This window comes from Halococcus salsus (assembly GCF_009900715.1).
Classification (GTDB): Archaea; Halobacteriota; Halobacteria; order Halobacteriales; family Halococcaceae; genus Halococcus; species Halococcus salsus.
The window spans coordinates 759,315-780,799 of sequence record NZ_JAAAJC010000001.1 but is presented as its reverse complement, the minus strand read 5'-3'; the positions used below and the strand labels follow the sequence as shown (position 1 = coordinate 780,799).

The following is a 21,485-nucleotide window of genomic DNA, read 5'->3' as shown; positions in this document are numbered from 1 at the left end:
GCTTCGGGGTCACTCATCGTTTTCGAGCGCGGTAGCCACGTCCGCGACCAGCGACAGCGAGGTCTCGACCGCCGCCCGCTGGTCGTCGGTGGGCCAGGCGTTCCGGACGAAGTACTCGGTTCGGAACTCCGTCCGGTCGGCCTCGGTCGCCGTCCCGACCCGGCGGGCGCGGTGGTTGCTCATGAAATCCGCGAAGACGCGTGCGTTCGCGCCGTGGACCGGGCCGTGGGCGTCGGCGACGCGCTCGGCGATGCGGTTGTTGTGCGTCGCGAGCGCTTCCCAGTCCCCGCCCTGTTCGGTCCCCGAGAGCCGGCGTTCGACCGCCCGGTCCGTCTCCTCGATCCGGTCGGTCCGAACCTCCCCGTCCACGATCCACTCGCTCGGATAGCAGACTAGGACGTCGCCGTCGGAGTCCTCGCGGACCCGTGCGGTGAACCCGTGCTCGGCGAGGCGGTCGTCGCGGCGCTCGCGGCGGGCGGCGCGCTCGTCGGGGTCGGTCGCCGTCCGTGCGAGCCGGGTGAGCCGTTCGGCCTCGTCGGCGACCTCGGTCGGGAGCTCAACCATCGAAGGCCTCGTTCGCCAGCCGGTCGGCGCGTTCGTTGACCTCGCGCGGGACGTGTTCGATCGACCACTCGTCGAACCCGTCGAGGAGTTCGCGCGCCCGAACGCGGCGCTCGCGGAGCCCGGGGTCGTTGGTGTCCCAGGCCCCCCGGACCTGCTCGACGACGAGCTGGGAGTCACCACGGACGTCGACGGTCGAGAAGCCGTACTTCCGGGCGAGTTCGAGCACGCGCAGCAGGGCCTCGTACTCGGCACGATTGTTGGTGGTCTCGCCGATCCGTTCGCTGCCTTCGGTGACGATCCCCGAGCTGTCGACGATCACCCAGCCGACCGCCGCGGGACCGGGGTTGCCGCGCGACGCGCCGTCGAAGTAACAGTGGGCGCGGCCGCCGGCCTCGCGAACGATCGCTTCGAGCTTCGCCGGGTTCGCGCCCTGGATCACGAGCTTTCCCTCGTAGGCCACCGCGGTCGCCCCCTCGTGGGTGGCTCGCCAGCGTTCGTGGTCGGTGTTCCCCGGCTCGACGGCGATCCCGGCGGTTTCGAGGCGCTCGCGGGCGTGCTCGGTGTCGCACTCCATCACGGGCATCACCCCGAGTCGAGCCAGCGCGGCCAAAGCGATTCCGGTCGGTCACCGGACGTCGGTCCGGACCAAACGACGACGTTCGGTCGGCGAACACCGGCAAAGCCGCCGGACAGCGCGGGAAAAGCGGGCCGAACGCGAACCCGCACAAGATTTATAAACTGCCACGATACTACTATAAAAGTGCAATGACACGGTCCACTCGTCAGCGGGAGCGGCAGGCCGAGACCGAAACCGAAGACGACGAACGAGAGGGCGTGCGGGGGTGTCCGGAGTGTGAGTCCGAGAACCTGGTCAAGAGCGCGGACCGGGGCGAGCTCATCTGTGAGGACTGTGGACTCGTTGTCGAAGAGGAGAACATCGACCCCGGTCCGGAATGGCGGGCGTTCAACCACGCCGAACGCCAGCAGAAGAGCCGTGTGGGTGCGCCGACAACCCAGACGATGCACGACAAGGGGCTGACGACGACCATCGACTGGAAGGACAAGGACGCCTACGGTCGTTCGATCTCCTCGAAAAAGCGCTCCCAGATGCACCGCCTCCGGAAGTGGCAGGAACGGATCCGGACGAAGGACGCCGGCGAACGTAACCTCCAGTTCGCCCTCTCGGAGATCGACCGGATGGCGTCCGCGCTCGGGGTTCCCCGCTCCGTTCGCGAGGTCGCCTCGGTGATCTACCGCCGCTCGCTCGCCGAGGACCTCATCCGCGGGCGCTCGATCGAGGGCGTCGCCACCTCGGCGCTCTACGCCGCCTGCCGGAAGGAGGGCATCCCGCGCTCGCTCGAAGAGATCTCCGAGGTCTCCCGTGTCGAACGCAAGGAGATCGGTCGGACGTATCGCTACGTCTCCCAGGAGCTCGCGCTCGAGATGCGACCCGTCGATCCCAAGAAGTACGTCCCCCGTTTCTGCTCGGAACTCACCCTCTCGGAGGAGGTCCAATCGAAGGCCAACGACATCATCGAGACCACCGCCGAGAAGGGCCTGCTCTCGGGGAAATCTCCCACTGGGTACGCCGCCGCCGCCATCTACGCCGCCTCGCTGCTCTGCAACGAGAAGAAGACCCAGCGCGAGGTCGCCGACGTCGCGCAGGTGACCGAGGTCACCATCCGGAACCGGTACCAAGAGCAGATCGAGGCGATGGGCATCCACAGCTAACCACCCACTTTTTTCCACGGGGGCATCGCGCTCGCTCCGCTCGCGCTCAACCCCCGCGCAAAAACCTGGACTAAAAAGGGCCGCTCGCTCACCGTCGGCTCGCTCGCGGTACAACTACTAACCACTCCCGCAACCGCTACACACCGCCAACCGCTCCGCCACGGCCACGAGCCTCCCCAGCCGATTGCGCTCCTCGATCGCTCGTGGTTCGAAAGACGCGAAGCGTCTTTCGTCATCACGAGACGGCTTCGCCGTCTCGAACGACTCCGCTCCCTCTCTGTCGTTCGAAACGGCTTCGCCGTTTCGTGATGACGAGAGAGCGAAGCTCTCTCGAACCACGGTGCTCATCCCTCGCACGCCGGTTCGCGCCCGGTGCTCACTATCGTTCGCACACGGGCGACGAGCGCGCGCCGGCCCAAGGGTTCAAATTCACGAGGGTTCAATCCAAAACTAAGACGACTCATCGGATTCGGTCGCTCGCTCGACGAAACGAACCCATGCCCCACAACAGAACGGCGGTTCGGACCGGACTGAAGAGCGCGCTCGGCGGCGCTTTCGGGGCGCTCGTCGGTGGCGTCGTATTGTTCTCGTGGTTCGGATCCTCCGTCGAAAGCGCCGCAGTCGCCGCCCTCATCACGGCCGTGTTCGCTGCTATCGGCGCGGGCATCGGTGCCGCCCTGCGCGAGCAGGAAACGTAGCAGTACGCGTCGCCCTCGGGCGATCTTGTCGGCCGGCACCCTCCACCCAAGCGTTCAAAGCCGCTCGCCCCCTCCCTTCTCACGATGCGACTCGACGAGTACTTCGAGGAGATCGAACGCGACGAGGCCGCCGAGCGTCGCGAACTGGTGAAGGAGAAGTCCTACGCCATCACCGACTACCTCGACGACGTCGAGTACGAGTTCAACAAACGCGTTTCGGGTGACGCACTTCTCGGAAGCACCTCGCCCTCCATCTTCGTCGGTCGGTCGTCCTACCCCAACGTCTCGACCGGGCTGCTCTCGCCCGTCGGCCACGAGGAGCGCGCCGCGGACTTCGAGACCAGCGGCCAGTGGTACGACCAGGGTTTCTCGATCGAGGACGTCTTCCAGCACCGGACGGGATTGGTCAACACCTCCCGGAAGACCGACGTCGGCAACGTCGCCGACGCCTGGAACGGCTTCCTCGGCACCCAGCGCGAGGTCGCCATCGCCGACAGACCGGTCGACATCGAGGTCGGTCTCGACGGCCCGCTCGACGTGGACTTCTCGATCTCCGAGGCGGACGTCTCCTCGCCGACCGGCCCGCGCGCCCACGCCACGAGCGCGACCCTCACCGAGAACCCACACGTTCCGCGCCCGGTGAAGAAGACGCTCGAAGACGACGACTGGCGCGCCGAGGGCGCGATGAACTACCTCTACAATCGGGGCTACGACGTCTACGACATCAACACCATCCTCTCGGCGGGCGCGCTCGGCGAGACCGAGACCCGCCGGCTCGTTCCCACCCGGTGGTCGATCACCGCGGTCGACGATACGGTCGGGAAGTTCCTCCGGGGCGGGGTCCACAACGCCACGGCGGTCGACAAGACGGAGGTCTACTACAACGAGTACCTCGGGAACAAGTTCTGGGTCCTGCTCGCGCCCGGCGACTGGGAGTTCGAGCTCGTCGAGCTCAAAGCCCCGGGCAGCGTCTGGAACCCCGACCCGGATCGGGGAATGTGGATCGCCGCCGACCGCGAGGGCTACGACGGCCGGACGGGCTACGTGGCCGAGACCGCAGGTGCGTACTATGCGGCTCGACTGGGCGTGCTCGAACACCTCAAGGAACGCGGTCGCCAGGCCTCGGTGCTCGTCCTCCGGCACGTCACGCCGGACTACTGGGGCCCGACCGGCGTCTGGCAGGTCCGCGAGACGGTTCGCAACGCCTTCGACGCCGAGGGCGGCGAAGCGGAGTCGTTCGGCAACGCGCTCCGCGACCTCGAACCACAGCTCCCGGTCTCGCTCGGGCGGCTCCGCCGGAAGTCGACGATGGTGGCCGGCGTCCAGTCCCGACTCGACGCGTTCGCGTGAGACGATACCCGGATTTTTGACCCCCCGCGACCGACTGCCGTCATGGTAACGACAGCCGGACTGCTGGGCCGCCTCCGGGCGATCGTGGTCGCCGTGTTGGTCATCGTCGCCGGATTCATCCTCGGGGGGATACTCAGCCTCGCCGTTCTGTTGGGGCTCCCCGCCCTCGGCGTACGACTCTCGTTGACCGCCGAGACCGTCCTCGGACTGGTCGTCCTCCAAGGTATCGCCTTCCCACTCACCACGCTCGCGTACCTCCGGCTTCGGGGCGTCCGGTTCGGTTCGTTCGTTCGAACCAGAACGCCGACGCTCCGCGATATGGCCTGGACCGTCGGTGGCTACTTCCTCGTCCTCCTGTTGGTCTTCACGCTGTTGTTCGCCGCCGTCGCGGTCGGCGCGCCGATGGCCGAACGGACCGACCAGGCCGCCCTCCAAGACCCGGGAACCCTGCTGTGGCTCATCCCGCTCGCCTTCCTCCTGATCGCGCCCGGCGAGGAACTGCTGTTCCGCGGTGCCGTCCAGGGACGCCTCCGCGAATCGTTCGGCCCGGTCGGGTCGGTCGTGCTTTCGAGCGCGAGCTTCGCACCGGTCCACATCCTCGCACTGAGCGGGTCCGTGCGGGCGCTCATGGTCACCGTCGCGGTTCTGTTCGTCCCCGCACTCGTCTTCGGCGCGACCTACGAACGCACGAACAACCTCCTCGTCCCGATACTCATCCACGGGGCCTACAACGCCACGCTCTTCGGGATCGCCTACCTCGCGTTCAGCTACGGTGCGCAGGGAGCCACCGTGCTACAGCTGCTGGTCGGCTAAAGGAAGGTAGTCAACGAACGGATCCCGCTGGGGATTCAACGGTCGTCTTCTCAAACGAACGGACGACGGCTCTGCCCGCGCAGCTGCTGGCTGGGGTCGGTACCCTACGAGTCGTCGTCCGCCGTCGGCACGGGCCCGGTTCCGACCGCCTCGCGCACGCTGGCTTCGAACTCCTGGCGGCGCTCGAAGTAGGTGATGTCGACGTCGCTCAGGGCGTCGCTCACCGTTCGGGGGCCGTCCGGGGTTCGGATCTCGATGTCGCCCACTCGGCGTTCGAGGTCCGACCGGGAGATACCCCACGTGAGCCGCGCGGCGACCCGCGCGAGCGGTGCACCCTCGACGGCGTTTCCCTCGCCGAGCTCGACGACCGGCTCGTTTTCTTCTTCCTCGTCCGCCTCGTCGTCGGCCATGCGCCATCCTCGGACGGGACCCGATTAGAGCTTTCGGACCCACTTTTTTACAGGGGGTCCTCCGTCGCGCCTCCGGCGCTCCGTCGAACCCCCTGCAAAAACCTGGACTAAAAACTGCCGCTCGCTCCCTTCGGTCACTCGCGGTGAACCACACTCGCTTCGCTCGTGTGGACGCTATCACGTTCCGCGACCGCTTCGCACAGCAACCGCAACCACACCGCCGAAGCCCTCGGGTGCGAGGTGCGAGCGAAGCGACGCACCTCGATGCGAACGGGGAGGAACGACCCGTGAGCCGGGCGCTCGCCCTTCATCCACCAGGAGAGCACCGCTCCCCTGAGCCTCGGCTCGCTCCCGCTCGCCGAGACACCAGGCCCGCACCGCAACCGCGGCCGCACCGGCCGCACAGCGGCCGCTATCCGAGACACCGAGTATAACCGTCGGCAGGGGCTGGGGGCGATATGGCAGACACCGAAGCCGTCGAGACGTTCCTCGACAAGGCCGACGCCGTGTTCGCGGACTACGAGAACGGCTACACCGACCCCGACGACGCGCTCGCGGTCCTCGAAGCCCACGTCGACGCGCTCCGCGACGACCTGGAGTGACGACGAACATCAACAGTTATCGCCGCGCGGCCGTCCTGTAGAACCATGACCGACTTCTCCGACCGCGTCGAACGGATCGCCATCAGCGGCATTCGCGAGGTGTTCGAGGCGGCGGGCGGCGACGCCATCAACCTCGGCCTCGGCCAGCCAGACTTCCCCGCACCCGAGAACGCCCGCGAGGCCGCCATCGCGGCCATCGAATCGGGAGCCGCCGACGGCTACACATCGAACCCCGGCGTCCGACCGCTCCGGGAGGCGATCGCCGACAAACACGACCGCGACAACGGGATCGACGTCCCAGCCGAGAACGTCATCGCGACCGCGGGCGGGAGCGAGGCGCTCCACCTCGCCATCGAAGCCCACGTCAGCGCCGGCGAGGAGGTCATCATCCCCGACCCCGGTTTCGTCTCCTACGCCGCACTGACCCACCTCGCGGGTGGCGTCCCGAACCCCGTCGGCCTCCGTGAGGACCTCACGATGAGTCCCGAAGCGGTCGAGGCGGCCATCACCGACGACACCGCAGCCTTCGTGGTCTGCTCGCCCGCGAACCCCACCGGTGCCGTCCAATCCGAGGAGGACATGCGCGAGTTCGCCCGCATCGCCGACGAACACGACGTGCTCTGTATCTCCGACGAGGTCTACGAGCACATCGTCTTCGAGGGCGAACACCACAGCCCGATGGAGTTCGCCGAGACGGACAACGTGGTCGTCGTGAACGCCTGCTCGAAGACCTACTCGATGACCGGCTGGCGGCTGGGCTGGGTCGCGGCCTCCGAGCGCCGCGCCGACCGGATGCTCCGGGTCCACCAGTACGTCCAGGCCTGTGCCTCCGCGCCGGCGCAGTACGCCGCCGAGGCCGCCATCTCGGGCCCCCAGGACCGCGTCCACGAGATGGTCGACGCCTTCGAGGAGCGCCGCGACGTTTTGCTGGATGGGCTCGCCGACGCCGGCCTCGAAACCCCGACCCCCGAGGGCGCGTTCTACGCGATGCCGAAGGTCCCCGAGGGCTGGGTCGACGAGTGCCTCGCGCGCGACGTGGTCGTGGTTCCCGGCGACGCGTTCGGCGAGCGCGGCGCGGGCTACGCCCGGATCTCCTACGCGACGGACGTCGAGGAGATCAAGGAAGCGGTCGATGTCATGGGCGACGCCGCGGCGGCGGTCCGCTGAACGCCGGGCCTACCGACAGCCAACGGGCGCTCGTGTTCTCGAAGCGGTGATCGAACCGAATTATCGATCGTTTTGAAGAGAGCGCAACCTACACATTGACGAACCGGTTAGGCAGTGTGTGGAGAGACCTCCCGTAGTCAGTATCGGCGACGGTCGGTGTTTTGTGGCGAAACGACGAACGCACGGTCGCCGTGCGGCCGGCGGTGGACGATGAGTTTCCTCGACAGGCTGGCGAACGCCGACCGGGAGCACCCCCGGTTCGTCTACGTCATGGCGTTCGTCGGTGCGCTCAATGGCCTGCTGTTCGGGTTCGACACCGGCGTGATAGCGGGGGCCCTGCCCTACATCCAGGAATCGTTCACGCTCTCGACGTTCCTCCAGGAGGTGGTCACCGTGAGCGTCCTCGTCGGCGCGATGATCGGTGCGGCGACCGGCGGACGGTTGGCCGACCGGCTCGGTCGCCGTCGGATGACGCTCGTCGGCGCGGTGATCTTCTTCGTCGCGGCGCTCGGGCTCGCGGCCTCGCCGTCGGTCGAGTGGCTGATCGGCTGGCGGATCGTGCTCGGCGTCGCGGTCGGGATCGCGTCGCTGATCGGGCCGCTCTACATCTCCGAGACCGCGCCCGAGGACATCCGGGGCACGCTCGGCTTCCTCCAGCAGCTGATGATCGTGGTCGGGATCCTCGTGGCGTACATCGTGAACGCGATCTTCGCGCCGTCGCTGCTCGGGGTCATCGGGTGGCGCTGGATGCTCGGGTTCGCCGCGGTGCCCGCGGTGATCCTCGGGGTCACGATGTTCTTCCTGCCCGAGAGCCCGCGGTGGCTGGTCGAACACGACCGGCACGACGAAGCCCGTGACGTGCTCTCGCGTATCCGGAACGAGGCGGACTTCGAGAGCGAGATCGAACGGATGGAGGAGATCAGCGAGCGCGAGTCCCAGGGGAGCTGGCGGGACGTCCTCGAACCGTGGATCCGGCCCGCGCTCACCGTCGGGGTCGCGCTCGCGGTGCTCCAGCAGGTCACCGGGATCAACACCGTGCTCTACTACGCCCCGACGATCCTCCAGAACATCGGTCTCGGCTCGGCCGCGTCGCTGTTCGGGACGATCGGCATCGGTATCGTCAACGTCGCGCTCACGATCGTCGCGGTCTACTACGCCGACCGGATCGGCCGGCGGCCCCTCCTGCTCGTCAGCGTCGGCGGTATGACGGTGATGCTCGGCGCGCTCGGCCTCGGCTTCTACCTCCCCGGTCTCTCGGGCGTCGTGGGCTACTTCACGCTCGGCAGCATGATCCTCTACGTCGCCTTCTTCGCGCTCGGCCTCGGACCGGTGTTCTGGCTGCTGACCTCCGAGATCTTCCCGCTCCGCGTCCGCGGGACCGCCGAGGGGATCACGACCTTCTTCAACTGGTCGGCGAACCTCATCGTCTCGCTCACCTTCCTCTCGCTGATCGAGCGCTTCGGCCAGACGGTCTCGTTCTGGGCCCTCGGGGTCTTCGGGGTGCTCGGCTTCGTCTACATCTACCTCCGCGTGCCCGAGACGATGGGTCGTTCGCTCGAGGACATCGAGGACGACCTCCGATCGAACGCCATCATGGGCAGCGACGCCGAGTCGTCGGACTGACCGGCCACGCGCCCCGAACCGATTCGGTGCGTTTCGTGGACCGACCAGAACCTTCATCTCGGTCGCTTTCGACCCCAGAGCGTGCGACAGATACGGACCCGAGTGCCGGGCGAGTCGCGGTCGGCGGTCACGACCGCGCTGACCGACGAGGACATCGATTATCACCTCACCGAGGAGGTGAGCGGTCGCGGTGCGGTGATGCTCGACGTCCCGGTGCCCGGCGGTGGGGTCGAACCGGTCCTCGACCTGCTCTACGACGCGGGGCTACCCGAGGACGCTCACACCGTCGTCACCGAGGTCGAGACGCGGGGGTCGACGACCCAGGATGTCGACGACCTCGCGGACCGGTTCGTCGCGGGGCCGAAGGGCGATTCGGGGGTCTCCTATTCGGAGATCCGCGAGCGCGCGGCCGACCTCCAGCCGGACCGCCCGACCTACATCGCGTTCGCGGCACTGAGCGCGGTCGTCGCGGTCGCGGGCCTCCTCCTCGATTCCGCGATCGTGATCGTCGGCGCGATGGTGGTCGCGCCGTTCGCGGGCTCGTCGCTCTCGGCCGCCGTGGGCGCGGTGATCGACGACCGCGAGATGGTTGTCGAGAGCGTCGTCTCCCAAGTGCTGGGTCTGGTGGTCGCCTACGTCGGCGCGGTGGCGATGAGCTTCGTGCTCCGTCGGACCTTCTTCGTCCCCGCGTCGCTCGCGATCACCAGCGTCGACCAGGTGTCGGCGTTCCTCACCCCGAGCCTGCTCGCGGTGGTCGTCGCGCTCGCGGCGGGCGCGGCGGGTGCGCTCGCGCTCGCGACCGACCTCCCGGTCTCGATCGCGGGCGTCGCGGTCGCGGCGGCGATCGTTCCCTCGGCGGGGACGGCGGGCATCGGTACCGTCTGGGGGCAGCCGCTCGTGGTGGCGGGTGCGTTCGTACTGCTCTTCATGAACGTCGTCTTCATCAACGTCAGCGCCTACGTCGCGCTCGTCGCGCTCGGCTACCGCGAGTCGGTCGTCGAGAGCGTCCGCGAGAACCTCTCCGTCTCGCTCCGGACGGGCGCGTACGCCCTCGTCGTGCTCGCGTTCGTCGCCAGCATCGTCGTCGTGAGCGCCGCGACGGCGAGCTACGTGAGCTTCGAGGGTTCGGTCAACCAGGAGGTCCAGACCGCGATCGACGGCCCGGCCTACGACGGGTTGGACCTCACCGACGTCTCGACGAGCTACGACGCGGGCGACGTGTTCGGCGGCGAGGTGACGGCCACGGTGACGCTCGACCGAACGACCGGCACGGCGTACCCGGGGCTCGCGGAAACCCTTCAAGAGCGCATCAGCGCGGCTACCGACCGGCCGGTCACGGTCGAGCTCAGATACGTCGATTACGAGTCGGCGTCGCCCGGCGACTGAGCCGTCACCCACCGACGGTCGTTTCGGCGCGCGGCGTACCGAGCGAAAGGTTCGTTCGCGAGGCGTCGATCCACAGCCGTAAGACACCTGCGTGTGCAGGCCATCTCGTGCGGCTCATCAAGCTCGTCGTGCCCGATGGACAGCGCGAAACCGTTCTCGACGTTCTCCGGACCGAGAACATCGATCGGGTGGTGACCGAGGACGCGAGCGAGCGCGACGCTTCGACGCTGGTCGAGTTCCCGCTGCCGACACAGGCCGTCGAGTACGTTCTCGGCGAGCTCCGCGAGGCCGGGCTCGACGACACGAACTACACCGTGATCGCCACCGCCGAGACCGCGAAGACCACCCACTACAACGAACTGGAGAACCGGTTCGTCGCGGGCGTCGAGGAGGACGACAGCGTCGCCCACGAGGAGATCCGGGCGAAGGCGCTGGACATGCACCGGAACCCGCTGACCTACTACGCCATGACGCTGTTCAGCGCGGTGGTGGCGGCCGCGGGACTCCTCCTCAACTCCGCCGCGATCGTCGTCGGTGCGATGGTGATCGCTCCACAGGTCGGATCAGCGATGATGAGCAGCGTCGGGATCGTCCTCAACGACCGCAAGCTCATCGGTTTGGGACTCAAGTCGCTCGCTGGTGGCCTGACAGCGGCGGTCCTCGCGGGGACGGTGCTGGCGTTCGCGCTGAAGGCCGGCGGGGTGGTTCCGGCGACCCTCGACGTCTCGGCGGTGGCCCAGGTGAGCCAGCGAACGTCGCCGGGACTGTTGGCGCTCGCGGTGGCGGTCTGTGCCGGCGCGGCTGGCGCGTTCGGGCTCTCGACCGGGCTCTCGGAGGCGCTCGTGGGCGTGATGATCGCTGCAGCCCTGATCCCGGCCGCGGCGGCGGTGGGTATCGGGGTCGCGTGGGGACTCCCGGCGGTGGCGCTCGGTGCGCTCGCGCTCTTAGTCGTGAACACCGTCGCGGTCAACCTCGCGGGCGTGCTCGCGCTCGTCTACCTCGGCTACCGGCCGTGGACCGGCAACGGCACCCGGAGCGGGCTCCGACGGCTCGCACCGGCTCTGGTGGCGCTCGGGGTGCTACTGGCCGTGTTCGCCGTCTCGGGAACCGTGATGGCGGGCCAGGTCTCGTTCGACCGGGATATCAACGACGCCGTGGAGACGACCCTCGATCAGCCGGCCTACGCGGCCGTCGACCTCGAAACCGTCCGGACACAGGTGATACTCACGAGCCTGTCCGACGACCGACGCGAGGTCGCCGTGGTCGTGAGCCGGCCCACCGGCGAGTCGTATCCCGGCCTGCCGCAGGCACTCGCCGAGCGGATCGAGACGCGAACCGGCCACGCCGTCGACATCGAGCTCACGATCCACGACCGCCGCCGGTTCTCGCCGAACTGAACCGTTCCCGTTCGGCTTCCGGACGGTCACGTGACCGCCATCGGTAGCCGCACATCTATGTGACTGGCAACCGAACGAGGAGCATGGCCGTCGCACGCCACGATTCGGGGACCGGGGCGGCGCTCTCCGCGCTCGCCTCACAGGTCCACCCGGTGTTCATGCTGCCGCCGCTCGCGGCCTCGGTCTTCGGTGCGGTGCTCGCGCCGGCGACCGTGCCAACAGCGGCGGCCGTCCACGTGGCGGCGATGTTCTTCGCCGTCTACACCGCCCACGTCAAGGACGGCTACGTCGACTTCTACGTTCGCGGGGAGGACGACGACCACCCGCTCACGGCCGGTGGCTGTCGCCTCGGGCTCGTCTGTGCCACCCTCGGCTTCGCGGCGTGCTGTAGCTGGCTCTGGCTGACCGCCGGACTCGGCGCGGCGCTCGTCACCCTCCCGACGTGGCTGGTCGCCTACCTCCACGCGCCACAGCTCGACATGCACCCCGTGAGCGCCACGATGGGCTACCCCCTCGGGATCACGCTCGCCATCCTCGGTGGCTACTACGTCCAAGCCGTCGGGTTCTCGGTTCCGGTCCTCGGTTTCGCCGCCGTCTTCCTCGTGTTGCTCTCGGGGATCAAGGTCATCGACGACGCGAAGGACTACGACTACGACCGCTCGATCGACAAACGGACCGTCGCGGTCGTCCTCGGACGGGCCCGCGCCCGCCGGAGCGCCTACCTCCTGTTGGCCCTCGCGCTTCTCGGAACCCTCGCCGGCGCGTTCCTCGGGGTCTTCCCGCCGAGCACCGGGCTCGCCGTCGTCGCCTTCGCCGGCGTGGCGCTCACCACCCGACGGCTCGACTCCCGACGCGCGACGGAGGTCCTGATGCGGGGGTCGTATCTGTTCCTCGGACTGCTCTTCCTCGCAGTCCTGATCGAGCCGTTCTCGTGGATCTGATCGGAACGGGTGCGGTCGGCGCGCGGGAGCGCGTCGGAGACGCGCGACTCGCGCGAGGGATGACCGAGCGAGTGAACGGAGTGAACGAGCGAAGGAATCGGCTGGGGAGGCTCGTGGCTTGCGGTTCTCGTTTGCACCGGGCGAGTCGTCGTAAATCCTCTGCAGATCGAGAAATAAGGGAACTCCAACCAGCCCGATGGATCTCGGTAGGCAGATCACTAAGCGCGGCTAGTTACCGAGCACGGCGGCCACGCGGCGACACCGATCGATCCACCTCCGTTCGTAGGTCTCGTGAGTCACTATCCGACCGTCAAGGTCCGCGATCGAGGTGATCCCCTTCCGTTTGCACCACATGACACAGTCGGCGTACAGCACTACCGGATGGTTCCCAGCCGTCACATCGTGGGCTAGCACCTCCTCCGCACCGGCGTGGAAAGCGAGATACACCCGAGTGTGACCGTCGATGAGTACCACCTCGTCCTCAAGCTGGATAACGGAGACCGGTTCGTAATGCGGCGCGTCGAAATCGAACCATTCCCTCGCCTCACGGAGTTTCCTAGCGCTGAGAAACAGCTGGCTCGGTTGTAGCTTCTCGGTAGAAATCCGAGACGGTTCCATCAGGTCGCCGTGCTCACGATCTTCACCACGTCGCCCTCCGAGAGCTCGTGGTCTTCGCCCACCCGCCGGTTCGAGCGCGCGTCCACGGCGTGAAGGTAGCCATCCCCGATGTCCGAGTGGACTGCGTAGGCCAGGTCGCGCGGGGTCGAACCCCGGGGAACCAGAAACGCGTCGGGCAGGACGTTGCCCTGGCCGTCGGTCCACTTCGTCTCGTTCTGGACGGGGTACACAGTGATGTGATCGAGCAGGTCGTAGACGGCGGTGTTCAACGCCGTCTGGATCCCGGTGCCACCGTGGTCGGCCATGAGTTCGCGGACCTGGTCGAGGCCTGCGCGCTGGCCGTCGGTGAGGTCGCCAATGATGGAGAAGTCGGGGTCGCCGGGGTGGTAGTCGATCGCTCCCGCCTCCGCGCCGCGCCGGAGTGCGAGCTCGCCCTCCGCAGTCGCCGGGATCGCCTCGCCCGCGGCCTCGCGGAGCGCGTCGAGCGCGCCTGCGGGTGCGATGTCGGCCTTGTTCGCCACCACGACGAGGGGCTTGGTTCGCTCGCGGACCTGGCGGGCGAGGGCGGTCCTGTGGTCGTCGGTCCACTCGCGCGGGTCCGTGGGATAGTCGAGCTCGCGGAGGGTCGCGGTGATGGCCGCCTCGCCGACGCCGAGCCCCGAGAGCATCTCCCGGATCGCCTCGTCGATCGAGAAGTTCGGCGCGCGCGACCCGCGGGCGATGGTCTCCCAGTTCCGCTCGACGATACCGGCGAGCCACTGCTCGATCTCCTCGGTGATGAAGTCGACGTCCTCCGTGGGGTCGTGATCGCCCACCTCGACGGGTTCGCCCTCGGCGTTGGTCCCCCCCGACGAATCCACGACGTTCAGGATCACGTCGGCGTTCGTGAGTTCGTCGAGGAACTGGTTGCCCAGCCCGCGGCCTTCGTGGGCCCCCGGTACGAGACCCGCGACGTCGAGGAGTTCGATGGGGACGTAACGCGTACCGTCGTGACAGTGTTCGTCGCCACAGCGCTCCTCGCGAGCGAGACAGGGGCAGTCGGTGCGAACGTGGGAGACCCCACGGTTCGGGTCGATGGTCGTGAAGGGATAGTTGGCGACGTCGACGTCGGCCATCGTCGCCGCCGCGAAGAACGTAGATTTGCCGGCGTTCGGCTTGCCGGCGAGCGCGAGCGAGAGCATGGGCCGACTATTTCGGCGGCGTGAAACTGCCTTTCGATCCGTCGGGTTCGGTTCGCTCGTCGTCCGACTCGACCGTTCCGTCGACGTCGTCGGCGCTCGTCACCGTCTCGGTTTCGGTATCCGACGCCGCGGTGTCGACCCCGCGCTGGGCCCGGACGACCGTCATCTCGCCGCGGGCGCGCATCTGCCCCTCGACCACCGCGCCCTCGTGGAGGCGGAGCCGTTCGCACGCGATGTCGCCGCGGATGTGGGCCCCCGCCGCGACCTCGACCGCGCCGTCGCTGGTCGTGACGTCGCCGTGGACGACGGTGCCCTCATCGAGGGTGATCGACTCGCGCGCTCGGAGGCTCCCGAATATCTCGTCGTTCGCACCGACCGAAATGGTCTCGGCGCGGAGGTTGCCGTGGAGCCGACAGTCGTCGCCGACCCGGGCGGGCGTCGAGACCCGCCAGGCGTCGTCGCCGAGCGTCGCGTTCTTCGGGACGACGAGCGGCTGGTCGTCGTGGCCCTCGAACACCTCCGAGAGTACGTCGTCGGCGAGCTCCTCCTCGCCGCGTCGGAGGAGGTGGGTGAGGTAGGTGAAGAGGAAGACCAGCGTCGGCACGGGGTTGCGGATGACGATCCAGCCGTTGGCGTCGAACCCCTCCTCGATGGTGACGTCGTCGCCGATGTCGAGGTCGCCCGCGACGACGAGCTGGCCACCGATCTCGACGCGCTCGCCGATGTAGGCGTCCGCGCCAACGAGCACGTTGCCGTTGACTTCACACCACATATCGAGCCGGCAGTCGCCGCTCGCCTCGATGTCCCCGTCGAACGTGACGCGCTCGCCCGCGACGACGTTCCGGGCCCGGACGCCGAGCGCTATCGTGCTCTGTGTTCCGACGATCACGTCGGCATCGGTCACGATATCGTGTTCCTCGACCGTGGTCCCATCGGGGACGACGAGTTCGGAGAGGGGGTCCGAGCGGAACGACACACGGCAGAATCGGGGGCCATCCCTAATAAATCCAGTCTCCGACGCGAACGCGAGTCGTTTTTATTCGTCAACCGCGCTACGATGGATATGACCCTCCTCTCGTTCGACGAACAGGGTGTGGACGTGGTCTATGAGGGTACCGAGTTCCGGCTCGAACGCGCGCTGATCGAAGAGGCCATCGGCAAGACCTATCCCGAGGTCACCGACCACGAGGTGCTCAAGATCGTCGAGCCCGACCCGACCCTCTCGGGCGAACCCCGCCGCATCGCCGAAATAACCGCCTGAAACCCCGTCGCCCTCAGCGTTCGGTGACGGAGTCGACCTCGAACTGAACGACCTCGGGTTCGCCGGCGAGATACTCGCCGACCGCGTCCTCGAAGGTCCCGAAGTGGTCGGACTGGCCGTGGGCCGCGAACGCCTCCTCGTCCTCGTAGCGCTCGAAGAAGCGGATGATATTGGGGTCGGTGACGTCCGTCGTCGCCCGATACTCGATCACGCCGTCCTCGGCCCGCGACCCCTCAACGAGGTCGGGGAGGAGTTCGAGCGCGTCGTCTCGGTGGGCCGGGTCGACCGGAAAGCTCGCGTGAACGACTAACATCGACGTTCCTTCGGCCGGCCGCGGGAAAGCCGTGGCGCTTCGGGGACCGGGTCGACGGTCGCGCCACGAACGGTGTCGCGAGCACGAGCGTTTAAGCCCCGACGCGCACTGCATCAGCCATGAGCACGAGCCTCCCCGGCCGATTCGACCATCCGTCGTGGCTCACGGCCGCTGGAACCCTGGCCGCTTACGGTGTCATCCTGCTCCTCCTGACGGTCGTGCTGTTCGCGGTTCCCTACCTAGTCTTCCTCGCGCTCTGAATCGACTTGGACGGCTCTCGTTCCGAGCGCTATCGCCCGTCGAGACGGCGGCGCATGAAGACGAGGTCATCGAGGAGCGGGTCGGGAACGTCGGTGACCGACGCCCCGCCTTCGTAGGTGTCGAAACCCAACTGCCGGTAGAGGTGTTGTGCGCCCTCCATGTACGGGGCGGTGTCGAGACGGAGCGAGCGATAGCCTTCGTTCTCGGCGACCTCGATCAGCCGTTCGAGGAGTCGGCGGCCCACTCCACGGCCGCGATACGCCTCGCGAACGTAGAGCCGCTTTATCTCGGCCTCGTCGTCGGTGAGCTCGTACAGGTAGACACAGCCGACGACGTCGTCGCCGTCCACCGCGACCACCAGCGGTCGCCGGTCGTCGTTCGCACCGAGATACGCGAGATCCGTCTCGGTCTCGTCCCGAACGTACGCGGCCGGGGAGAACTCGTACTCGGGCGCGTGGCGAGCGAGGTAGTCACGATGGCCGTCCGCGACCGACCGATGGTACTCCCCGAGGAGCGTCTCGATGCCGGTCTCGTACGCCTCGAATCCACTGCGCTCGACCGAAACACCGCCTTCGTTCCCCGTCATCGATGCCGCTCCGTAGCCGGGTTCGAACGAGATACTCGGGTGTCGTCGTCCATCCAGTCACATCCCCATGTCGGCGGCGGCGTCGGGCACCGGGAGGTCGTGCGGCGAGACGCCGAGCAACTCGGCGGCGTGGTCGAGCGCCATGTCGAAGCCGTAGTAGCGTTCGAGTTCGTCACCGTCCGCCGTGGGCCGGACCTTGAGCATGGCGTAGCCGTCGACGTTCTGGGCGACCGCCGCGGTCGCGCCGTCGCGCGAGAATTCGAGCACGCGCTCGCCGTCGGTCTCGGTGTAGCGCGCGGTGATGCCGTCGGCGCTGGCTTCCGCCTCGGGGGTCATACTCCCGCTTCGCTCGCCGGCTAATCGAAGCTATCGGTTCTCAATCGAGCAGGTTGCCCGCGATGGTGTTTCTGAGGACTTCGCTGGTCCCCTCGTAGATCTCGTTGAGCTTGGCGTCGCGGTAGAAGCGCTCGGCGGGAAAGTCCTTCGTGTAGCCGTAGCCGCCGTGGATCTGGACGCCCTCGTTCGCGACCTCACGGCTCACCTCGCTGGCGTAGAGCTTCGCCTGGGCGGCCTCCTTCCGGAAGTCCTCACCGCGCATCTTCAGGTCCGCCGCCTGGTGCATCAGGAGGCGGGCGGCAGAAACCTTGGTGTCCATGTCGGCGAGTTTGTGCTGAATGGTCTGAAACTCCGAGATGGGCTGGTCGAACTGCTCGCGGTCCTGGGCGTAGTCGAGCGCCGCATCGAGTGCGGCCTGGGCGATCCCGACCCCGCGGGCGGCGATGGTGATCCGCCCCCCGTTGAGGGTCTTGAGCGCGTGGACGAACCCCCGACCCTCCTCGCCGAGCCGTCGGTCCTCGGGGATCCGCATCTCCGAGAACCGGAGTTCCGCGGTCGGACAGCCCTTGTCGCCGAGTTTGTCCTCCGTCCCCTCGACGTGGAAGCCCTCGTCCTCCTCGGGCCGCACGACGAACGAGGAGATGCCCTTGTTGCCGGCGTCGGGGTCGGTCTTGGCGAACAGGGTGACGGTGTCGGCCACCGAGCCGTTCGAGATCCAGAGCTTGCCGCCGTCGACCACGTACTCGTCGCCCTCCTTTCGGGCCGTGGTCGTCATCGCCGGCACGTCGCTGCCCGCGCCGGCCTCCGAGAGCGCGAACGCCCCGATGTCGCGGCCCTCGGCCAGCGGGGTCAGGAACTCCTCTTTTTGGTCCTCCGTTCCGAACTCGTAGAGCATGTTGCCCGCGAGACTGATGTGGGCGGCCACCACGGTCCCCAACCCACCCGAGCCGCGCGCGATCTCGGCGAGGCCGAGCGCGTAGGAGTGGTAGTCGAGCCCTGCACCGCCGTACTCCTCGGGGAAGGGCATCCCCATCAGACCGAGTTCGCCCATCTCGCGAACGAGGTCGGCCGGGAACTCGTCGTCGTGGTCGATCTCGGCGGCGCGAGGCACGACCTCCTCGTCGACGAACTCGGTGACCATCCCCTGGATCTGTCGTTGCTCGGCCGAGAGGCTGAAGTCCATAACCGTTCCTCACGTCGCGTCCGCATTACTGTTGTGACACGGGGGACGAACCGATGCCGTTGCCTATATTTCGACGCGAATCGCACCTCCGGCCGAATTAGGATGTATCACGTACGACGCCACCCGGTCTCGGAGCCCGTCGAATGAGCGCCGACTCGCCGAGCCCGGTCGACGAATCGAACGACTCGAAGGGGCTCGATCGTCGCCGTCGGATACGGGAGTTCCTCGATCGGTCCCGGAGCGGCGCGCCGGCCGCGGGCGAGGCGATCCGTGACCGCTTCTCGGGCGACGAGGTGTTCGAGCGGGTGGTGGCGACCGCCTCCTACGAGTTCAGCTGTAGCGACCGCCAACTGTTCCTGAGCGGGCTCGCTGCCGGCCTCTCGATCGTGCTCTCCTTTCTGACTCGCGCCACCGTGGTCGCGACGATACCCGGCCCGGCGGGCGAGGTCCTGAGCTACCTGCTCTATCCCATCGGGTTCGTCTTCATCGTGATTGGCGGCTATCAGCTGTTCACCGAGAACACCCTGACCCCCGTCACGCTCGTCCTGACGCGGATCGCGAGCGTCCCACTCTTACTCCGCGTCTGGGGGATCGTCCTCGTCGCGAACCTCCTCGGCGCGATAGCGGGCGGGTTCCTCCTCGCCGAGACGCCGATATTCACGCCGGAAGCCGCGCGCGCCGCGACCGAGATCGGCCATCACGCGCTCGACACGCCGTGGTTCGGGCTGTTCTTCAAGGGACTCATCGCGGGCTGGCTGGTCGCGGGGATGGTCTGGGTCACCCACGCCGTCCGGGAGTCGACCGCCCGCGTGGTTCTCGTGGTGTTCATCATGGCGTTGATCCCCGCGAACGGCCTCTTTCACTGTATCATCGCGACCTGTGAGGCCTTCTACGTCGCGTTCGGGAGTTCCGTTGGTTTCGCCACCGCGCTGCTCGGCGTGACGCTCCCCATCACCCTCGGCAACACCGTCGGCGGCGTCATCCTGGTCGCGTTGTTGAACTACGGCCACACCCAGAACAGTTCGCTCGACGAGAGCGAACGCCGGGACTTCAAACTCCAGTGGTTCGAGTGGCTGTTCGAGCAGTCCCCGCGGGAGTGACGAAGCCTCGACGCGCTCGGGGCACCGGGTTTCGGTGGACGCATGGTTTATGCTCACTCGTCACGGATGTTCCCCATGATCGGTCTGGGAAAACGGATCCGAGAGGACATCGAGACGGCGCTGGCGAAGGACCCGGCGGCGAAGTCGGCCCTCGAAGTCGTGCTCGCGTATCCGGGGCTTCACGCGCTCTGGGCCCACCGTCTCGGCCACGCCGCGTGGGAGCGGGACTTCCACCTCACCGCACGGCTGATATCGCACCTCGCCCGGTTCCTCACCGGGGTCGAGATCCACCCCGGGGCCGACATCGGCCGGCGGTGTTTCATCGACCACGGCGCGGGCGTGGTGGTCGGCGAGACGACCGACATCGGCGACGACGTGATGCTCTATCAGGGCGTCACGCTCGGCGGTGACTCGCTGGCGGACGAAAAGCGCCATCCGACGCTCGAAGACGGCGCGACGATCGGCGCGAACGCCACCCTACTGGGTCCGATCGTCATCGGCGAGAACGCGAGCGTCGGTGCGGGGTCCGTCGTCCTCGAATCCGTGCCGCCGAACTGCACCGCGGTCGGCAACCCCGCGAAACTCGTCGGTCGCTGTGCGGAGGACGAATCGATCGAACTCGGGACCGGCTTCCCGGAGTAAGGAGCTACTCTTCGAGCGCGTCGGCGATGCGGTCGAGCGTGCGTCGGACGTCGTGAACCTCGTCGCGGAGCTGTCGAAGCTCGCGAACCATCTCCTCGTTGCCCGCGTCGCTCTCGCCACCCGGACCGCCGGGACCGGCACCGGGCGGGCCGCCGCCCATGCCGCCGGGGCCGCCCATGCCGCCGCCGGGACCGCCGCCCATCATCCCGCCCATCATCTGCGCGAACGGGTTGCCACCGCCGCCCATGCCGCCACCGGGACCGCCGCCACCCATCAGCTCCTCCATGCGTTCCTCGCGGCTCTCGCCGTCGCCCTCCGCTTCGGCCTCGCGCTCCTCGCGGATCTCCTCGACGCGCTCGCGGAAGGACTTCTCCTCGCCCTCGCTCTCGTTGATCTCGGGTTCGGAACTCGACTCGTCGGTGGGTTCGGGTTCGTCGTCTGCCATGCGCCCGGGTTGGCTGGCCCGCCGGAAAAGCGTTCGGTACTTCCCCGTCCTCAGCCGAACCCGCCGAGGCTCGCCTGGAGGTCGCGGTCGGGCGCGCCCGATTCGAGGTCGTAGCCCACGAGGTCCCGACAGTCGACGGCGTAGGTGGTTCCCCGGTAGGACAGAAGCAGAACGCGGCCCTTCATTCCCACAACAGTGCCACAGAGGAGGGTTTCGGCCACCGGTCGCTCCCCGAGTTCGAGGCCGTACTCGAACGCGAACGTCTCGTGGACCTCGAAGGGATCGAGCAGCGCCTCCCACGCCGCCTCGTCGAACGGCTCGGCGAGTCCTCGGATCTTGGTCGCCACGCGAACCCGCTCGGTAACCCCGTACTCCGTCGATATCTGTGTCTCGCGGTCACGTGCCGCTCGGCCGTCGGACGTAGTGAGAACGTGAGCGGCCCGGTCGGCACCCTGTTCGCGGAGACGGGTGTCGAGCCGCCACGAGCGCGTGACGCCCACCTTGAACGTCCGCGGGGTGAAACCCGCGAGGTAGACCGCGTGCTCCTCCTCGGAGTCGGCGTTGTTCGCCACCGACCACGGCGTGGTGTGGAGTTCGCAGTAGGGCGCACGCGGGCGCTCGCAGGGGTGATGAGTCCCGTCGTCGGTCGTCGTTCCCGCACAGTGGCGCTCGCCGAGGGTGTAGGCGAGCTCTGTGCCGGGGGCGAGGTCCATCCGCTCCACCGACCCCGCCTCGGCGACGAACAGCGCGGGGTCGAGCGACGCGTAGCCGACGATCTGCACGCACGCCCTCGACGGCGACGGCTCAAAGCACCACCGTTCCGGACCGCCGGACGGGGGTTCGCGGTCGCCCGGCAAGCGAGGGAGTTTTCGGACCG

General features: G+C 67.8%; 26 protein-coding genes. 14 read left to right on the top strand and 12 right to left on the bottom strand.

The annotated features are described in order from the left end of the window. Positions 1–9: 9 nt before the first annotated feature. Entirely contained in the window at positions 10–564 is a 555-nt protein-coding gene (locus GT355_RS04120; RefSeq protein WP_160133451.1) for a DUF7108 family protein, read from the bottom strand. Beyond that, positions 557–1,147, bottom strand: coding sequence for a ribonuclease HI (rnhA, locus tag GT355_RS04115; protein ID WP_160133450.1), 591 nt, complete (start codon positions 1,145–1,147; stop codon positions 557–559). The genes GT355_RS04120 and rnhA overlap by 8 nt, the downstream gene beginning before the upstream one ends. Positions 1,148–1,329: 182 nt before the next feature. Between rnhA and GT355_RS04110 the strand changes: the two genes are divergently transcribed. The 4 genes from GT355_RS04110 (at position 1,330) to GT355_RS04095 (ending at position 5,156) form a co-directional block, all read left to right on the top strand. Beyond that, the gene (locus tag GT355_RS04110; RefSeq protein WP_120070337.1) at positions 1,330–2,295 is read left to right on the top strand and encodes a transcription initiation factor IIB; all 966 of its coding nucleotides are present in this window, start codon (positions 1,330–1,332) and stop codon (positions 2,293–2,295) included. Between the two features lie 497 nt (positions 2,296–2,792). Beyond that, entirely contained in the window at positions 2,793–2,993 is a 201-nt protein-coding gene (locus tag GT355_RS04105) for a hypothetical protein (RefSeq protein WP_160133449.1), read from the top strand. Between the two features lie 84 nt (positions 2,994–3,077). Then, entirely contained in the window at positions 3,078–4,343 is a 1,266-nt protein-coding gene (gene nreA, locus GT355_RS04100; RefSeq protein WP_160133448.1) for a DNA repair protein NreA, read from the top strand. 42 nt (positions 4,344–4,385) lie between these two features. Next, a complete protein-coding gene (locus GT355_RS04095; RefSeq protein WP_233553906.1) occupies positions 4,386–5,156 on the top strand; it encodes a CPBP family intramembrane glutamic endopeptidase in 771 nt (256 codons plus the stop codon). A gap of 104 nt (positions 5,157–5,260) precedes the next feature. Here the strand turns inward: GT355_RS04095 and GT355_RS04090 are convergent, their stop codons facing one another. Further along, positions 5,261–5,566, bottom strand: coding sequence for a DUF5789 family protein (locus tag GT355_RS04090; protein ID WP_160133447.1), 306 nt, complete (start codon positions 5,564–5,566; stop codon positions 5,261–5,263). 458 nt (positions 5,567–6,024) lie between these two features. Here GT355_RS04090 and GT355_RS17950 point away from each other — a divergent pair, with 458 nt between their 5' ends. The 6 genes from GT355_RS17950 to GT355_RS04065 all read left to right on the top strand — a co-directional run bounded on the left by GT355_RS17950 (position 6,025) and on the right by GT355_RS04065 (position 12,682). Next, positions 6,025–6,168, top strand: a complete 144-nt coding sequence (locus GT355_RS17950) for a hypothetical protein (protein WP_192927956.1) — start codon at positions 6,025–6,027, stop codon at positions 6,166–6,168. A 45-nt stretch (positions 6,169–6,213) separates the two neighbouring features. After that, a complete protein-coding gene (locus GT355_RS04085; RefSeq protein WP_160133446.1) occupies positions 6,214–7,335 on the top strand; it encodes a pyridoxal phosphate-dependent aminotransferase in 1,122 nt (373 codons plus the stop codon). Between the two features lie 210 nt (positions 7,336–7,545). Further along, on the top strand, positions 7,546–8,958 hold the full coding sequence (locus GT355_RS04080) for a sugar porter family MFS transporter (RefSeq protein ID WP_160133445.1): 1,413 nt from the start codon (positions 7,546–7,548) through the stop codon (positions 8,956–8,958). An 81-nt stretch (positions 8,959–9,039) separates the two neighbouring features. Then, a complete protein-coding gene (locus GT355_RS04075) occupies positions 9,040–10,344 on the top strand; it encodes a DUF389 domain-containing protein (RefSeq protein WP_160133444.1) in 1,305 nt (434 codons plus the stop codon). 107 nt (positions 10,345–10,451) lie between these two features. Beyond that, positions 10,452–11,741 carry a TIGR00341 family protein gene (locus tag GT355_RS04070; protein WP_160133443.1) on the top strand — a complete coding sequence of 430 codons (1,290 nt, stop codon included), beginning with the start codon at positions 10,452–10,454 and terminating at the stop codon, positions 11,739–11,741. 83 nt (positions 11,742–11,824) lie between these two features. Continuing rightward, positions 11,825–12,682, top strand: a complete 858-nt coding sequence (locus GT355_RS04065) for a UbiA family prenyltransferase (protein WP_160133442.1) — start codon at positions 11,825–11,827, stop codon at positions 12,680–12,682. Between the two features lie 228 nt (positions 12,683–12,910). Here GT355_RS04065 and GT355_RS04060 read toward each other — a convergent pair whose 3' ends face one another. Genes GT355_RS04060 through GT355_RS04050 form a run of 3 tightly spaced genes read right to left on the bottom strand, consistent with a single transcriptional unit; the run spans position 12,911 to position 15,457 of the window. Then, on the bottom strand, positions 12,911–13,300 hold the full coding sequence (locus tag GT355_RS04060; protein ID WP_160133441.1) for a histone acetyltransferase: 390 nt from the start codon (positions 13,298–13,300) through the stop codon (positions 12,911–12,913). Continuing rightward, the gene (locus tag GT355_RS04055; protein WP_160133440.1) at positions 13,300–14,481 is read right to left on the bottom strand and encodes a redox-regulated ATPase YchF; all 1,182 of its coding nucleotides are present in this window, start codon (positions 14,479–14,481) and stop codon (positions 13,300–13,302) included. The genes GT355_RS04060 and GT355_RS04055 overlap by 1 nt, the downstream gene beginning before the upstream one ends. A 7-nt stretch (positions 14,482–14,488) precedes the next feature. After that, on the bottom strand, positions 14,489–15,457 hold the full coding sequence (locus GT355_RS04050; RefSeq protein WP_160133439.1) for a polymer-forming cytoskeletal protein: 969 nt from the start codon (positions 15,455–15,457) through the stop codon (positions 14,489–14,491). Positions 15,458–15,544: 87 nt separating this feature from the next. On the opposite strand from GT355_RS04050, the gene GT355_RS04045 reads away from it, so the two are divergent. Then, on the top strand, positions 15,545–15,742 hold the full coding sequence (locus GT355_RS04045) for a DUF5800 family protein (protein WP_120070310.1): 198 nt from the start codon (positions 15,545–15,547) through the stop codon (positions 15,740–15,742). Between the two features lie 13 nt (positions 15,743–15,755). Here the strand turns inward: GT355_RS04045 and GT355_RS04040 are convergent, their stop codons facing one another. Then, positions 15,756–16,055, bottom strand: coding sequence for a putative quinol monooxygenase (locus GT355_RS04040; RefSeq protein WP_160133438.1), 300 nt, complete (start codon positions 16,053–16,055; stop codon positions 15,756–15,758). A gap of 119 nt (positions 16,056–16,174) precedes the next feature. On the opposite strand from GT355_RS04040, the gene GT355_RS17945 reads away from it, so the two are divergent. Continuing rightward, the gene (locus GT355_RS17945; RefSeq protein WP_192927955.1) at positions 16,175–16,315 is read left to right on the top strand and encodes a hypothetical protein; all 141 of its coding nucleotides are present in this window, start codon (positions 16,175–16,177) and stop codon (positions 16,313–16,315) included. 29 nt (positions 16,316–16,344) lie between these two features. On the opposite strand, the gene GT355_RS04035 is transcribed toward GT355_RS17945, so the two are convergent. From GT355_RS04035 to GT355_RS04025, 3 genes are read right to left on the bottom strand one after another with little or no spacing between them, the layout of a single operon-like run. Beyond that, positions 16,345–16,902 (bottom strand): GNAT family N-acetyltransferase, encoded by a 558-nt coding sequence (locus GT355_RS04035; protein ID WP_160133437.1) that lies wholly within the window; start codon positions 16,900–16,902, stop codon positions 16,345–16,347. Positions 16,903–16,959: 57 nt separating this feature from the next. Next, on the bottom strand, positions 16,960–17,238 hold the full coding sequence (locus tag GT355_RS04030; protein WP_120070303.1) for a DUF7111 family protein: 279 nt from the start codon (positions 17,236–17,238) through the stop codon (positions 16,960–16,962). Positions 17,239–17,278: 40 nt separating this feature from the next. Continuing rightward, positions 17,279–18,421 (bottom strand): acyl-CoA dehydrogenase family protein, encoded by a 1,143-nt coding sequence (locus tag GT355_RS04025; protein ID WP_160133436.1) that lies wholly within the window; start codon positions 18,419–18,421, stop codon positions 17,279–17,281. A gap of 143 nt (positions 18,422–18,564) precedes the next feature. On the opposite strand from GT355_RS04025, the gene GT355_RS04020 reads away from it, so the two are divergent. Both GT355_RS04020 and epsC read left to right on the top strand, forming a co-directional pair. Continuing rightward, positions 18,565–19,521 carry a formate/nitrite transporter family protein gene (locus GT355_RS04020; RefSeq protein ID WP_160133435.1) on the top strand — a complete coding sequence of 319 codons (957 nt, stop codon included), beginning with the start codon at positions 18,565–18,567 and terminating at the stop codon, positions 19,519–19,521. A 75-nt stretch (positions 19,522–19,596) separates the two neighbouring features. After that, positions 19,597–20,163, top strand: coding sequence for a serine O-acetyltransferase EpsC (gene epsC, locus GT355_RS04015; RefSeq protein WP_160133434.1), 567 nt, complete (start codon positions 19,597–19,599; stop codon positions 20,161–20,163). Positions 20,164–20,167: 4 nt separating this feature from the next. Here epsC and GT355_RS04010 read toward each other — a convergent pair whose 3' ends face one another. Both GT355_RS04010 and GT355_RS04005 read right to left on the bottom strand, forming a co-directional pair. Then, entirely contained in the window at positions 20,168–20,608 is a 441-nt protein-coding gene (locus GT355_RS04010) for a hypothetical protein (RefSeq protein ID WP_160133433.1), read from the bottom strand. Positions 20,609–20,658: 50 nt separating this feature from the next. Next, positions 20,659–21,390 (bottom strand): DUF2797 domain-containing protein, encoded by a 732-nt coding sequence (locus tag GT355_RS04005; RefSeq protein ID WP_160133432.1) that lies wholly within the window; start codon positions 21,388–21,390, stop codon positions 20,659–20,661. Positions 21,391–21,485: the final 95 nt, after the last annotated feature.

Bases quoted from the DNA above. Each gene is read 5' to 3' on its own strand.
- GT355_RS17950 (WP_192927956.1), top strand. From the start codon at position 6,025: ATGGCAGACACCGAAGCCGTCGAGACGTTCCTCGACAAGGCCGACGCC.
- GT355_RS04020 (WP_160133435.1), top strand. From the start codon at position 18,565: ATGAGCGCCGACTCGCCGAGCCCGGTCGACGAATCGAACGACTCGAAG.
- nreA (WP_160133448.1), top strand. From the start codon at position 3,078: ATGCGACTCGACGAGTACTTCGAGGAGATCGAACGCGACGAGGCCGCC.
- GT355_RS04110 (WP_120070337.1), top strand. From the start codon at position 1,330: ATGACACGGTCCACTCGTCAGCGGGAGCGGCAGGCCGAGACCGAAACC.
- GT355_RS04055 (WP_160133440.1), bottom strand. From the start codon at position 14,481: ATGCTCTCGCTCGCGCTCGCCGGCAAGCCGAACGCCGGCAAATCTACG.
- GT355_RS04090 (WP_160133447.1), bottom strand. From the start codon at position 5,566: ATGGCCGACGACGAGGCGGACGAGGAAGAAGAAAACGAGCCGGTCGTC.
- GT355_RS04045 (WP_120070310.1), top strand. From the start codon at position 15,545: ATGACCCTCCTCTCGTTCGACGAACAGGGTGTGGACGTGGTCTATGAG.
- GT355_RS04060 (WP_160133441.1), bottom strand. From the start codon at position 13,300: ATGGAACCGTCTCGGATTTCTACCGAGAAGCTACAACCGAGCCAGCTG.
- GT355_RS04080 (WP_160133445.1), top strand. From the start codon at position 7,546: ATGAGTTTCCTCGACAGGCTGGCGAACGCCGACCGGGAGCACCCCCGG.
- GT355_RS04030 (WP_120070303.1), bottom strand. From the start codon at position 17,238: ATGACCCCCGAGGCGGAAGCCAGCGCCGACGGCATCACCGCGCGCTAC.
- GT355_RS17945 (WP_192927955.1), top strand. From the start codon at position 16,175: ATGAGCACGAGCCTCCCCGGCCGATTCGACCATCCGTCGTGGCTCACG.
- epsC (WP_160133434.1), top strand. From the start codon at position 19,597: ATGATCGGTCTGGGAAAACGGATCCGAGAGGACATCGAGACGGCGCTG.
- GT355_RS04065 (WP_160133442.1), top strand. From the start codon at position 11,825: ATGGCCGTCGCACGCCACGATTCGGGGACCGGGGCGGCGCTCTCCGCG.
- GT355_RS04085 (WP_160133446.1), top strand. From the start codon at position 6,214: ATGACCGACTTCTCCGACCGCGTCGAACGGATCGCCATCAGCGGCATT.
- GT355_RS04025 (WP_160133436.1), bottom strand. From the start codon at position 18,421: ATGGACTTCAGCCTCTCGGCCGAGCAACGACAGATCCAGGGGATGGTC.
- GT355_RS04095 (WP_233553906.1), top strand. From the start codon at position 4,386: ATGGTAACGACAGCCGGACTGCTGGGCCGCCTCCGGGCGATCGTGGTC.
- GT355_RS04105 (WP_160133449.1), top strand. From the start codon at position 2,793: ATGCCCCACAACAGAACGGCGGTTCGGACCGGACTGAAGAGCGCGCTC.
- rnhA (WP_160133450.1), bottom strand. From the start codon at position 1,147: ATGCCCGTGATGGAGTGCGACACCGAGCACGCCCGCGAGCGCCTCGAA.
- GT355_RS04040 (WP_160133438.1), bottom strand. From the start codon at position 16,055: ATGTTAGTCGTTCACGCGAGCTTTCCGGTCGACCCGGCCCACCGAGAC.
- GT355_RS04120 (WP_160133451.1), bottom strand. From the start codon at position 564: ATGGTTGAGCTCCCGACCGAGGTCGCCGACGAGGCCGAACGGCTCACC.
- GT355_RS04010 (WP_160133433.1), bottom strand. From the start codon at position 20,608: ATGGCAGACGACGAACCCGAACCCACCGACGAGTCGAGTTCCGAACCC.
- GT355_RS04035 (WP_160133437.1), bottom strand. From the start codon at position 16,902: ATGACGGGGAACGAAGGCGGTGTTTCGGTCGAGCGCAGTGGATTCGAG.